The following is a 12,878-nucleotide window of genomic DNA, read 5'->3' on the forward strand; positions in this document are numbered from 1 at the left end:
TTACCAATTAACGCGAACCAGCGGGCACGACGATGCAAAACGACACGTTTTCTCCCACGGCCGGAGCGCCTCCTGCATCCGCGGCGCCAGCCACCTCGCAAACCTTGCGGCGGATCATCGTCGCCTCCGTGCTTGGCAATGCGCTCGAGTGGTACGACTTTTTTCTGTACGGCACCGCCGCCGCGCTGATCTTCGGACCGTTGTTCTTCCCGCTGCATGGCGACCCGCTGCTCGGCACGCTCGCCGCGTTCGCGGGCTTTGCGATCGGTTTTCTGGCGCGGCCGCTGGGCGGCATCGTATTCGGCCATATCGGCGACCGGCATGGCCGCAAACGCGCACTCGTCATCACGCTGATGATGATGGGCGTGGCGACCTTCGGCATCGGCCTGTTGCCCACATTCTCGCAAGTCGGCTTTCTCGCACCTGCCGCGCTCGTGTGTCTGCGAGTCGTGCAAGGCATCGCATCGGGCGGCGAATGGGGCGGTGGTGTGCTGCTGATCAGCGAGAGTGCGCCGGCTAATCGTCGCGGCTACTATGCGGCGTTCAGTCAGTTGGGCGTGGCGGGTGGCTTCGTGTTGTCGGCGGCCGCGTTCTATCTGGTGCAGCGCTTGCCGCTCGAAAGCTTCATGTCCTGGGGCTGGCGCGTGCCGTTTCTCGCCAGCGTGCTGATCTTTGGCGTCGGCGTGTACATTCGCCGGCGCTTGCCGGAGAGCCGCGACTTCACGGCCGCCAAACCGAAACACATGCCGGTGCTGACGGTGCTGCGCAATCATCCGAAGCAGGTCTTGCAGGCAATGGGGCTGCGCGTTGCTGAAAACGGCGGGACGTATATCTTTCTTTCGTTCGTGCTGGTGTACGGCAAGACGATCGGCGTGCCCGTGTCGGTGATGCTCGGCGGCGTGATGGTCGCCATGCTGCTCGAACTCGTGACGATCGTGCTGTGGGGGCGTCTGTCGGATGTGATCGGGCGGCGGCCGGTGTATATGATCGGCGCGCTAGGGTTGGTGGTGATCGCGTTTCCCGCGTTCTGGCTGATCGACACGCATCAGCCGATGCTCGTATTCCTGTCGCTCGTGCTCGGCCTGCCGTTCTGCCACGCGGCGATGATCGGCACGCAACCCGCGCTGATGGGCGAACTGTTCCCCACGGAAGTGCGTTACTCGGGCATGGCGCTCGGTCACGAAATCGCTTCGGTCTTTTCCGGCGGACTCGCGCCGCTCGTCGCCACCGCGTTGTATGCGAAAGTGCGCGCCCCGTGGCCGGTCGCGCTGATGTTGATCGGCTTCGGCGTGATCACCGCGCTCACGCTCGTGACGATTCCCCGCAACACCGTCACGACGCATGATTGAGCGGCGATCAGCCGGCCGGCGCGGCGACGAGCGGCAGCGAGAAGCTGCATTCGAGCCCGCCGTGCTGCGCCGGTTTCGCCCAGATCTCGCCGCCGTGGCGCGTGACGATGTTCTTGCACAGCGAGAGTCCGATGCCATTGCCGCCCGCTTTCGACGAGGAGAAGCCGTCGAAGAGACGGCCGTGTGCATCGGTGGGAACGCCTGGGCCATTGTCGATCACCTGCGTGATAGCGTGTTTGCCACGCAAATGCGTGACGAGGCGAAGCTCACGGCGCTCCAGGGTCGCGCCTTCGCTTGTCCCTTCTCCAAGCGCTTCGATCGCATTGAAGGCCAGATTCAACACCACCTGCCCGATCAACACACGCTCGACATAAACAGGCAGCGGCTCAGTCGCCTGCTCGATCGTGAGCATCACGCCGGCCTCGCGCGCGCGCAATTCGATGAAGTACGCCACGTCCGCGAGCACCTCGCGCAGATCCGCATGCGTCTCGCTCGGCTCGCGCTTGACGATGTAATCGCGCACGCTCTTGATGATCAATGCCGCATGTTCCGCTTGACGATCGGCGCTGCGCAGGCCCCACACGACGTCGTCGATCGAAGCGGGTTGGGCGAGCCGCCGGATCGCGCCTTCGATAAAGTTGCGCACGGCGGCAAGCGGCTGGCTCAGTTCATGGGCGATCGCCGTCGCCATTTCCCCCATCGCGTTGTAGCGTCCCGCATATTCGAGCAGGCGCGCTTCGGTGCGCCGCGCTTCTTCGACGGCGACTTCGTCCGTCACGTCACGAAAGTGCAGCAGCCGGCCATTCAGGTCGTTTTCGATCTCGATACGCCGGCACGTAATGCGCAACCAACCCGGCGTACCGTCGCGGCGCGTGATGCGGTAACGCTGCGGCGCCGACGGTTGAATCCGCGGCGCGTTCGCGAGCTGTTCCAGCAGACGCTTGCGGTCCGGCTCGCTGCAATAGTCGAGCACGTCCCCCATCGGCGCACCCTCTTCCAGATCGAGCACGCGCCGGCCGGATTCGCTGACGAACTCCACTTCGCCCGTGGGCGTCAGCACCGCGACGCCTTCGCCGAGATCCTGCATGAATTCGCGCAGCCGCGATTCGTAGCGGCGCAGCGTTTGCTTGAGCGTGTCTTCGGCGCTGATATCGCGGAACTGCACCATCACCACCGCGCGCTCGCGCAGCGGCACGTAAGTGGCGATCGCCTCGGACAACATGTCGGCACCAGTGCGCGAGCGGTAACACCATTCGTACACCTGCGGGCCTTCGGCGATCGAACGGTCCATCGCGCCGACGCCGATCTCGCGACGGTACTTCGGCACCGGACGCGTCATGTCCTTCGCCTTGAGCGGCAGCAATTCGGCGAGCGTAAAACCGAGCGCCTCGCAGGCCGCGCGATTGGCCCACACGATCGCCTTGGTCTCGGCGTCGTGCAACAGCACGCACAGCGTGAGCGCGTCGAGCAGGCGGTGGAAATCTTCTTCGGCGGGGAAATTCATCGGGCAGTACGGCACACAGGTTCGATCACGTATGGGCAGAAACATAACACCAGTGCGTGTGTTGCACGTCTGAAGATTTCTTTAGATGACCCCGGAGCGTTACCTAAACAAGCACCCCGCGTCCCAATTGAAGCGTTCTTTTTGCATTTCTAGACTGGTCTGAACCTGCACGACGCGTCATTTCGAGCCCAACGTGCCGCGAGTTCGAGCCAATAACGAATCAAGGAGAAACCCCATCATGTCCGACACCGCCACCGCCGTCGCTGCCGACCATTCGATCACGTCGAGCGCCGCCCGTCTGACGCTCGACGAAGTGATCGCCGAGATCGCCGCGCGCCGCGACGAATTCGACCGCCTTTCGCATGTGCCGCGCGACGTGATCGCCAAGCTCAAACGCGCGGGCGTCTATCGCGCTGCCACGCCGCGGCGTTTTGGCGGCGACGCGCTCGCGCCCGCCGCGTTTCTCGACATGATCGAGCGCATCGCGGTGGCGGATGGCTCGGCGGCGTGGGTCGCGAGCTTCGGCTCGGCCAATGTCTACCTGGCGGCGCTGCCGTTGCAGACCCAGGCGGAGATTTACGCCGACGGCCCCGATCAGGTGTTCGCGGGCGGCCTCTTCCCGGTGCAACCGGCGCAGCCCGCTGAAGGCGGCTGGCGTGTGAACGGCACGTGGAAATTCGCGAGCGGCTGCAAGGGCGCGGATTGGCTCGGCGTGGGGATCGGTGTGGGCGCCCCCGGTGCCGGCGGCAAACCGCGCACGGCCGTGTTCCGTCCGCATCAGGTGGAGATCGTCGAGAACTGGGATGTGGTCGGCATGCAGGGCACCGGCAGCCACGATCTGCGCATCTCCGACCAGTTCGTCGCCGACGATTGGACCTTCGTGCGCGGCGGCGAACCCTGCGTGGATGAACCGCTGTATCGCTACCCGACTATCGCCTACGCGGCGCAAGTGCTCGCCGTGGTCAACCTCGGCCTCGCGCGCGCCGCGCTCGACGTCGCGAACCACATGGCCGGCGGTCGCAAGACCACAACCGGCGCGCCGCAACTCGCCGACCGCGCATACTACCGCATCGAACTCGCGAAAGCCGAAGCGCAATTGCGCTCGGCCCGCGCATTCTTCTACGACACCACCCACCAGGTCTGGCAATCGATTCTCGCCGGCAATCCCGTCACTGCGGATCAGGTGAGCCTGCTGCGTCTCTCGGCGACGCAGATCGCCCGCGAAGGCGCCGATGTCGTGCAGCGCGCTTACCGGCTCGGCGGCACGATGGCGATTTATCGCTCGCATCCGTTGCAGCGGCTGATGCGCGACTCGATGGTCGTGACCCAGCACGCGTTTCTCGGTGAAGGCAACTACGACGGCGCCGGCGCGGTATTCGTGGGCGTGCCACCGATTCCGGGCTACCTGTAAGCCATTTTCTGATTGATCACTATCCGCACAACCAAGATTGCAAAGGAGCAATACCTCATGTCCGATACGTCAACGCTGCCATTGCGTGTTCTGTTCTGCTGCGGCGTCACGCAGAATTTCTTCGACTTGCCGCGCGAGCAAATCGGCGAAGTCTGGCAGGCGTACGGCAAGATGCTGGCCGCGATCGAGTCGATGGAAGGGGTCAAGGTGCTCGGCATCATGGACGACGACCGCCTCACGGTAGGCCATGCCGACAACTCGCCCTGGACCTTCTATATCATGGCCGACGTGCGCGATTTCGACACCACCGTGGCGGTGTGCAACCTGTATCGCACCACGCCGGTGGGCGAATACAACCTGTGGCGCTACGGCAAGATCGAAGCGCGTGTCGGGCGTGCGCTGCAAGTGCCGCCGCAACATGCCAACGCCGCTTGAGCGTGCCGCAATGAACGCGAACCAGGATACGCTTGCCATATTGACCGAACGCCTCGCCGCGCTCGAAGCCGAATCAGCCGTGCGCCGCACGATGGCGCGCTATATGGCGCTGTGCGACGTACCGTCCGGCGCGCTCGAAGACGAGACGCTCGCGGCACTGTTCGCCGCAGACGCGATCTGGGAAGGCATCGGACCACAGTACGCGAACAAGTTCGGCCGCCTGACGGGCCACACTGAAATTCTCGCGATGCTCACGCGCTACCTGCCGCCCTCGCCGCATTTCTCGGTGAACGTGCACTTCCTCACGTCGGAATCCATCGACGTGCAAGGCGCGAGGGCGAAAGGCCGTTGGATCATGCTGCAGACCTCGGGCTATGTCGACACTAAAGCCGAACTGATTTCGGCGCGCCTGGAAGTGGATTTCGCGCCTGCCGGCACCGGCCGCGACTGGCTCATCACGCACTTTCGCACGGAGCGCCTGTTCGATGCACCGTGGCAAGTCAATGCAAGGAAACCGCACCCATGAACGAGTTTATCCAGACGCTGTCGTTAGGCGGCACCGGTCCGAGCATCGCGATCAAGGACACGATCGATATCGCCGGTTACGCCACGACCGCTGCGAGCCGCGCGTTGGCCGATACGCCGCCCGCGCAAAAGCATGCGGAAGTCGTCGAACGATTGCTCGCGGCCGGCTGGCACATCGTCGGCAAGGCGAACATGCATGAGCTGGCGTTCGGCATGACCGGCATCAACGACTACACCGGCACGCCGCAGAATCCGCAAGACGCTGCGCGCATTCCGGGCGGATCGTCGAGTGGATCGGCGGCGGCAGTCGGACTGAAACTCGCCGACGCCGCGCTCGGCACCGACACCGGCGGCTCGATTCGCGGCCCCGCCGCATGTTGCGGCGTGATCGGTTTGAAGCCCACCTTCGGGCGCGTGTCGCGGCTCGGCGTGGCGCCGCGAGAGTCCACGCTCGATTGTGTCGGGCCGTTTGCACGTGACATGCGTATGCTCGTTGCCGCGATGCAAGCCATCACCGCTCACTTCGATGGGAACACCGCACACGCCTGGCCAGGCGTGTGCAAGGTCGGCATCGTGCAGGCCGAGGCCACGGCCGAGATCCTCGAAGCCGTGACACGCGCGGCCGATAAAGCCGGGTGCGCCGCGCACACGTTGCCGCTCGCCGGCCTCGCCGCCGCCTTCGACGCGGGCCTCGCCGTCATCAATGCCGAGACTTCGCGCGCGTTCGGTCACCTGGTGGCAAGCGGCAGGCTCGGCGCGGATCTCGACGCGCGCCTGCGCGCCGCGGCCAACACCACCATCGCGCAACTCGACGCGGCCGAACAGGTGCGCCGCGACTTCACCGCGGCAGTCGATCACGCGCTCGACAACGTCGACGTGCTGATTCTTCCCACGCTGCCCGCCCTGCCGATTACTCTCGACGAAGCGCGCGGCGGCACGTCGGTGATCGCAATGTCGTCGCTGATCCGGCCGTTCAATCTGAGCGGGCATCCCGCGCTGAGTTTGCCGCTGCCGATCGACGGCTCGCCGCTCAAGGCGGGTTTGCAGATCGTCGGACACAAGGGTCAGGATGAGCAGGTGTGCGCGATCGCGGCGCGTTTCGAAGCCGCCCTCGCCGCTTGATTCCCTTGAGCCGTGCCTCAGGCCGCTCGAATAGCGGCCGTTTTATCGAACTGGAGCGAAGTGGAGTGGATGCAATGCAGAAAAGAGTCGTTCTTGTCACCGGCGCCGCGCGCGGTCTGGGCGCCGCGATCGCCACGCGCTTTCATGCGGCGGGTTACGCGGTCGCCATCGGCGACATCGCGTTCGATGCCGCGGAAGCTCTCGCGCGCGATCTGAGCGCCGACGGTTCCACGGCTTTCGCGCTGAATCTCGATGTCACCGCGAAGGCCGCTTTCACTACGGCGCGCGACGCGATTCTTCAACGCTGGGGCCGCGTCGACGCGTTGGTCAATAACGCGGGCGCGTCGAAAGTCGTGTCCGTGATGGACATTACCGCCGAGCAATTCGATCAGGTCATCAACGTGAACTTGCGCAGCGTGCTGTTCGGCTGCCAGGTGTTCGGCCAGCATTTCGCCGACGCGGGCGCGGGCCGCATCGTCAATATCGCATCGCTGGCGGGACAGAACGGTGGCTCGGCAACCGGCGCGCATTATGCGGCCGCGAAAGGCGGGGTGATCACGCTCACCAAGGTTTTCGCGCGCGATCTCGGCGCGGCGGGCGTGACCGTCAACGCCATTTCGCCTGGACCGATGGATCTGCCGATCGTGCATGAAAGCGTGGCGCCCGACAAACTGAAGGCAGTGATCGCGAACATTCCGGCGGGACGTCTGGGCTCAGCGGATTATGTCGCCGATGTGGCCGTGATGCTTGCCGCGGAAAACGCCTACTTCGCCAACGGCGCGTGCTGGGATGTGAACGGCGGGCTGTTCATGCGCTGATGCTGATGCGCCTGCGCATCACGGCGGCATGCGTCAACGCTGCATGCCGCCTGTGGCCGCATCTTGATCCCACACCGCCATCACCTCGCGCACCAGCATCGCGATCGAGCCCGCGCCGAGCTTGTCCTTGATGCTCGCGCGATGCACGTCGACGGTCTTCACGCTAATCGACAGATCGCTGGCAATGCGCTTGCTGCCCTTGCCGTCGATCACGCCGCGCAGCACCTCCTTTTCACGCGCGGTCAGCGACTCGATCCGCTTGCGCAGCTCGCGCTGCTTCTGACCGGCCACATGACGCTGCGCGGCGAGCTTCAGTGCGCTTTGCACGCGGTCGAGCATCTGCTGCGAGTTATACGGTTTCTCGACGAAATCGATCGCGCCGTTTTGCAACGCACGCACCGACATCGGAATATCGCCGTGGCCGCTGACGAAAATGATCGGCAGCGTGGCGCCTCGGCGGTTCAATTCCGCTTGCACGTCGAAGCCGCTTTGCTCGGGCATGCGCACGTCGAGCACGAGACAGGCGGGCACGTCCGGATCGAACGCACCGAGAAACTCGCCGGCATTGGCGAAACCCGCCGACTTCACGCCAACCGATTCGAGCAGCCACGCGAGCGACGTGCGCATGCCGCTGTCGTCGTCGACGATGTAGACGATCGGTGCGAGGGCTGTGGCGGATTGCGAAGGCTGGGGCATAGTGGTCGTTTTAAATGCGATTCGAAGCGTGATACCCGGTCCATCATAACCAGCGGAAAAAGCGCTGCAAAGCGATAGTTACCCTGAAAGACTCATTAATCATGGTCCGTGCGTCCAGCGCTCAACCAAACATTGGGGAAAGCTTTAGACGGACCAGGAAACACGCCTGCCCGGCTGGCGCTCGCGCGGATTTTTTTCTGCACGGCGATTGAGTACGCTTGAATCCAATCACTCGACACCTGCCGCAGGAACCCGAACGATGACGCCGACCCCTCAAGCGACTCCCGAAGCCGAAGCCCATATGGACGCGAAACAACAATTCCGTCAGGCCATGGCGCACCTCAGCGCCGCCGTGAACGTCATTACGACAGCCGGCCCGCATGGACGATGCGGCGTCACCGCGAGCGCGGTGTGCTCCGTCACCGATACGCCGCCCACGCTGCTCGTCTGCCTGAACCGGTCGAGCGCGATGCACGCGACGTTCCAGAGCAACCGTCATGTTTGCGTCAACGTGCTGCCCGGCGAGCACGAATTGCTCGCGCGTCACTTCGCGGGCATGACCCAGGTGCCGATGGAAGAACGTTTCGGCTGGCCGATCTGGGATGAAGGCACGCAGGGCGTGCCGGTCTTGCGCGACGCGCTCGCGAGTCTGCAAGGCGAGATCGTCGACCTGAAGGAAGTCGGCTCGCACTCGGTGATGTTCGTGAAGATCACACGCATCAGCGTGCGAAGCGACGGCGATGGACTGATTTACTTCGATCGCAACTTCCATCGCATCAAACGCGCGGCATCGCATTGATGCATGACCGCGGCGCGTGGGCGGCTCAGATCACGTCCGCGCGATCGGTGTCGAATTGAAAAAGCGGCGCTGACGCGACGGCCTCGACGAAACAGTCGAGCAGATAATCGCAGGCCGACGTATTCAATGCGTCGCGCCGCGAAATGATCCCCACCGACACGCGCGGCAACGCTTCGCGCACCGGCACCGAGACGATGCGCTCGCGGATCCAGTCGGTCTCGAGAAAACTCTTCGGGCAGCACGACAGCAGATTGCTGTTGACCGATAGCGAAAAGCTCGCGCTGAACGAACTGCACTCCACCACCACGCGCGGCGCACTCGCCCCGTGCCGCACGAAAAAATCCTGCAACGACTGGCCGATGCTTTCGGGTGTCGTGTTCAGCATCCAGTCCGCGCCTTCCAGTTCCGCGATCGACTGCGCATTCGCCAACGGATGCCCCTTTCGCGCCGAGATAATCAATTCGCCGTCGAGCAACGAACGGAACACGAACTCCGGCGCGAGCTTCTTTTCATCGACGATCGCAATGACGAAGTCGAGTGAACCGTCGCGCAGGCGCGCGAGAGCGGCTGTGAGAAAACCTTCCTGAACCGAGAGCCGGGTCTTCGGCATGCGCTGCCGGAATGTATGGATCGCGCGCGTCAGATACTTCAACGATACCAGCGGCGTGACCGCGCATGACACCGTGCCGCCCTCCTGGCCCGAGAGCAGCACCACATCGTCTTTCGCATGCTGCATTTCGGCGAGGATGAGTTTCGCCCGCGCGCAAACGGCCTGGCCGTATTGCGTGAGTTGCGCGCCACGCGCGCTGCGCGTCACGAGCGGCACGCCCAATTCCTGTTCGAGCTCGCGGATCGCCTTCGTCAATGCAGGCTGGGACAGGCACACCGGCCTCGCCGCGGCGCGGATGCTGCCGTGCTGGGCAATGGCCACTAAAGCGCGCAACTGGTTGTATTTCACGGGCGTGAGCGGTTAGTTGAACCGTTGGTGGAAAGGACTCACAGTCAGCGCCAGAGCGGCGGCTGAAGGCTTGAATCGATGGTACACCGCGATAAAAACCCCGGCCATGCTCCCAAATACGCATTGCCCACGCCGCTCACGGCCGTCCCGCCGGGCGCGATAACCCAGCGTTATCACAATAAGAAAAAGCAAGTCCAGATGGTTTTTTGAACTCCCTAGACTTTTCATGTCGTCGTCATTGAAGGCGCTGCGCGCCAGTGTCCTGAAGCATCACGGTTCGATTCACCTCCACAGGGATCCCGTTCATGAAGTCACCGTCACTCAGTTCCTCGCTGCACGATGTCAGTCACAGCGCCGCGCACGGCGCTTCGACCCGCGGCTTGATCGTCGCGACGACCATCGGCAACGCGTTCGAATTCTTCGATCTCACCGTCTACAGTTTTTTCGCCGTGTTGCTGGGCAAGCTGTTCTTTCCGCTTGCTTCGTCGCAACAGCAACTGCTGCTCTCGGTCGGCACGTTCGGCATCGGCTTCGTGGCGCGGCCGCTCGGCGGCGTGCTGTTCGGCGTGCTGGCCGACCGCTTCGGACGCATCGCCGCGATGAATCTCACGCTCGTCACGATGGCAGTCGGCACCGGCCTGATCGGCGTGATGCCGACCTACGCGCAAATCGGCATCGCAGCGCCGCTCGCCATCGTCGCCGCACGCTTGCTGCAAGGCTTCTCCGCGGGCGGTGAGGTCGGCGTCGCGACCACGCTGCTCGCCGAACGCGCGCCCACCGCGCGGCGCGGGTTCGTCACGAGCTGGCAGTTCGCAAGTCAAGGCGCGGCCGCGTTGGCGGGCTCGCTGGTGGGCTTCCTGCTCTCGCATTACCTCGACAAGGCATCGCTCGAAGCGTGGGGTTGGCGCATTCCGTTCCTCGCGGGCATTCTTATCGCGCCGCTCGGCCTGTATCTGCGTTCGCGTCTGGGCAGCGAAGCCGATGCGCCCGCCGACGCCGCGCGCGATTCGGCCGGCGTGTTGAAGACGGTGATGAAACGCGACTGGCGTCTCGTGCTCGTCGCGTTTCTGCTCGTGATCGGCGGCACGTCCGCGCATTTCATCGTGATCTATTACATGTCGACGTACGCGATCAAGGTGCTGCATCTGCCCATGGACGCGGCCTTGTGGTGCGGAATTCTCGCCGGCGCCGTCATGCTGGTGATGTCGCCGGTGGGCGGCATCTGGTCCGACATGTATGGACGCAAACGCGTCACGTTCATCTCGCGCCTGCTGCTGACGCTGCTGATCCTGCCGGGCTTCTATCTGATCGAGCACGCGCCATCCGCCAGCACGCTCTATCTCGTCGTCTGCGGGCTTGCCGCGCTGCACTCCGTCAACGCCGGCGCGAACGGCACCATGCTGCCCGAGATGTTTCCTCGCAGCACGCGCGCAACTGGGCTGTCGATCGCGTATGCCGCGGGCGTGTCCATCTTCGGCGGCTTCGCGCAGTTCATCGTGACGTGGCTGATCCAGTCGACTGGTGATCCCGCCGCGCCCGCGTGGTACGTGATCGTCTGCGGCGTGCTCTCGCTGATCGCGCTGCTGTTCGTGGTCGACCGCACTCGCCAGGATATTTGAGCCGCGACTCCCGCGTCATTCACTCTTTTTCAACGCGAAATTCTCATGTCAGACACTCTCCATGCCGATGTACCGCTCGCCACGGGCAGCGAACTCTGCGATCTGTCCGCCGTCACCTTGCTGGATCTGCAGCGCAAAAAAACCGTAAGCGCCGTCGAGATACTCGATGCCCACCTCTCGCGTATCGAAACCGTGAACCCACAAGTCAACGCGCTGGTGACGATCGCCGATCCCTCCGCCCTGTGCGCGCGTGCCGCGGAAATCGATGCGCAATGGTCGCGCGGCATCTGGCAAGGTCCGCTGCACGGGCTCCCTGTTTCGCAGAAGGACCTGACCGCGACGCGAGGCGTACGCACCACCTTTGGCTCGAAAATCTTCGAACACCATGTGCCGCGACATAGTGCGCTGATCGCGCGCCGCTGCGATGCGGCGGGCGCGCTGATGATCGGCAAATCGAATACGCCGGAGTTCGGCGCGGGCTCGCATACGTTCAACGAGGTGTTCGGCGTCACACGCAATCCATGGGACCTGAGCAAATCGGCGGGCGGCAGCAGCGGCGGCGCGGCGGCATCGGTGGCGTGCGGCATGAATCCGCTCGCGTGCGGCAGCGACATGGGCGGCTCGCTGCGCAATCCGGCGGCGTGGAATGCGGTGGTCGGCTTGCGGCCGTCGCCGGGACGCGTGCCGCGCGCGCCGGATTCGAACGGCTGGGCGACGCTCGGCGTGGACGGGCCGATGGCGCGCAACGTCGCCGACACAGCGCTGCTGTTGAGCGCGATCGCCGGTCCGTCGGGCGAAACCGCGACTGAGATCAGCGAGCCCGGTTCACGCTTCGCACTGTCGTTGCAACGCGACTTTCGCGGCACGCGCATCGCCATGTCGGTGCAGCTCGCGGGCCTCGCCGTCGATCCCGAGATTCAGCGCGCCGTGCACGCGCAGGCCGCCGTGTTCGAGTCCATGGGCTGCGAGGTTGAATTCGCCGACCCCGATCTCGGCGACGCCGAGGACGTGTTCCGCATGGAGCGTGCGTGGATGATCGGCAGCCTCGTCGATCGGCTCGATGAGGACGCACGCGCACAATTGAAGCCAGAAATCGAAGCAGAGTGCCGTCTGCATCGCTCGCTCTCGGCGGCGGACCTAGGCGACATGTTCGTGCGCAAGACCGTGCTGTTCGAGCGTATGCGCCGCTTCATGGAGAACCACGCGTTCTACGTGCTGCCCGCCACACAGATGCTGCCCTTCGATGCCGATCTGCGCTGGCCCGCTGAATTCGTGGGCACGCACTACGACTCGTACATCGACTGGATGCGGATCTGCTGGTATCTGTCATCCACCGAATCGCCGGTGCTGGCGTTGCCGTGCGGGCTCAGCGCGTCCGGCCTGCCGATCGGCCTGCAGATCGCCGGACGCTTTCGCGACGACTGGGGCCTGCTGCAATTCGGCCACGCCTATGAAGCGGCGGCGTCACATGGAGCGATGCGGCCGCCGTTGATCACCGGCGCGCGCTAAACGCGCTTCCTTAACCCCCGGGTTCTTCCAGTAGCCGGTTTCCCGCCGGCTGCTGGCAGACAAGCAACGCGTGGCTCGCGGGAGCGAACACGTCCGTCACTTTTCGCATTTTCTCCACCTGAGCGTCAGACCA

Annotated in this window: 12 protein-coding genes; 9 read left to right on the forward strand and 3 right to left on the reverse strand. The window is 64.2% G+C overall.

Features of this window, described 5'->3' with window-relative positions; genetic code table 11:
* Window positions 1-32: 32 nt before the first annotated feature.
* Entirely contained in the window at window positions 33-1,349 is a 1,317-nt protein-coding gene (locus tag PQR32_RS25605) for an MFS transporter (RefSeq protein ID WP_408233328.1), read from the forward strand.
* Window positions 1,350-1,356: 7 nt separating this feature from the next.
* Here the strand turns inward: PQR32_RS25605 and PQR32_RS25610 are convergent, their stop codons facing one another.
* Window positions 1,357-2,853 carry a PAS domain-containing sensor histidine kinase gene (locus PQR32_RS25610; RefSeq protein WP_408233331.1) on the reverse strand — a complete coding sequence of 499 codons (1,497 nt, stop codon included), beginning with the start codon at window positions 2,851-2,853 and terminating at the stop codon, window positions 1,357-1,359.
* A 238-nt stretch (window positions 2,854-3,091) separates the two neighbouring features.
* On the opposite strand from PQR32_RS25610, the gene PQR32_RS25615 reads away from it, so the two are divergent.
* The 5 genes from PQR32_RS25615 to PQR32_RS25635 all read left to right on the forward strand — a co-directional run bounded on the left by PQR32_RS25615 (window position 3,092) and on the right by PQR32_RS25635 (window position 7,164).
* Window positions 3,092-4,264 (forward strand): acyl-CoA dehydrogenase family protein, encoded by a 1,173-nt coding sequence (locus PQR32_RS25615; protein WP_408233334.1) that lies wholly within the window; start codon window positions 3,092-3,094, stop codon window positions 4,262-4,264.
* Between the two features lie 57 nt (window positions 4,265-4,321).
* Window positions 4,322-4,699 carry a hypothetical protein gene (locus tag PQR32_RS25620; RefSeq protein ID WP_106284362.1) on the forward strand — a complete coding sequence of 126 codons (378 nt, stop codon included), beginning with the start codon at window positions 4,322-4,324 and terminating at the stop codon, window positions 4,697-4,699.
* Window positions 4,700-4,709: 10 nt separating this feature from the next.
* A complete protein-coding gene (locus tag PQR32_RS25625; RefSeq protein WP_408233342.1) occupies window positions 4,710-5,225 on the forward strand; it encodes a nuclear transport factor 2 family protein in 516 nt (171 codons plus the stop codon).
* Entirely contained in the window at window positions 5,222-6,346 is a 1,125-nt protein-coding gene (locus PQR32_RS25630) for an amidase (protein ID WP_408233345.1), read from the forward strand. The genes PQR32_RS25625 and PQR32_RS25630 overlap by 4 nt, the downstream gene beginning before the upstream one ends.
* Window positions 6,347-6,420: 74 nt before the next feature.
* Window positions 6,421-7,164: an SDR family NAD(P)-dependent oxidoreductase gene (locus PQR32_RS25635; RefSeq protein WP_408233348.1), complete on the forward strand. Its 744-nt coding sequence runs from the start codon at window positions 6,421-6,423 to the stop codon at window positions 7,162-7,164.
* A 33-nt stretch (window positions 7,165-7,197) separates the two neighbouring features.
* Here PQR32_RS25635 and PQR32_RS25640 read toward each other — a convergent pair whose 3' ends face one another.
* Window positions 7,198-7,860 (reverse strand): response regulator transcription factor, encoded by a 663-nt coding sequence (locus tag PQR32_RS25640; RefSeq protein ID WP_408233351.1) that lies wholly within the window; start codon window positions 7,858-7,860, stop codon window positions 7,198-7,200.
* A 259-nt stretch (window positions 7,861-8,119) separates the two neighbouring features.
* Between PQR32_RS25640 and hpaC the strand changes: the two genes are divergently transcribed.
* Window positions 8,120-8,659 (forward strand): 4-hydroxyphenylacetate 3-monooxygenase, reductase component, encoded by a 540-nt coding sequence (gene hpaC / locus PQR32_RS25645; RefSeq protein ID WP_408233354.1) that lies wholly within the window; start codon window positions 8,120-8,122, stop codon window positions 8,657-8,659.
* Between the two features lie 25 nt (window positions 8,660-8,684).
* Here the strand turns inward: hpaC and PQR32_RS25650 are convergent, their stop codons facing one another.
* Complete coding sequence (locus PQR32_RS25650; RefSeq protein ID WP_408233357.1) at window positions 8,685-9,617, reverse strand: LysR substrate-binding domain-containing protein; 933 nt, start codon at window positions 9,615-9,617, stop codon at window positions 8,685-8,687.
* Window positions 9,618-9,922: 305 nt separating this feature from the next.
* Here PQR32_RS25650 and PQR32_RS25655 point away from each other — a divergent pair, with 305 nt between their 5' ends.
* Window positions 9,923-11,236: an MFS transporter gene (locus PQR32_RS25655; protein ID WP_408233360.1), complete on the forward strand. Its 1,314-nt coding sequence runs from the start codon at window positions 9,923-9,925 to the stop codon at window positions 11,234-11,236.
* 45 nt (window positions 11,237-11,281) lie between these two features.
* Window positions 11,282-12,745 carry an amidase family protein gene (locus PQR32_RS25660; RefSeq protein ID WP_408233363.1) on the forward strand — a complete coding sequence of 488 codons (1,464 nt, stop codon included), beginning with the start codon at window positions 11,282-11,284 and terminating at the stop codon, window positions 12,743-12,745.
* Window positions 12,746-12,878 lie beyond the last annotated feature (133 nt).

This window comes from Paraburkholderia dipogonis (genome assembly GCF_046027395.1).
GTDB classification, from domain to species: domain Bacteria; phylum Pseudomonadota; class Gammaproteobacteria; order Burkholderiales; family Burkholderiaceae; genus Paraburkholderia; species Paraburkholderia dipogonis_A.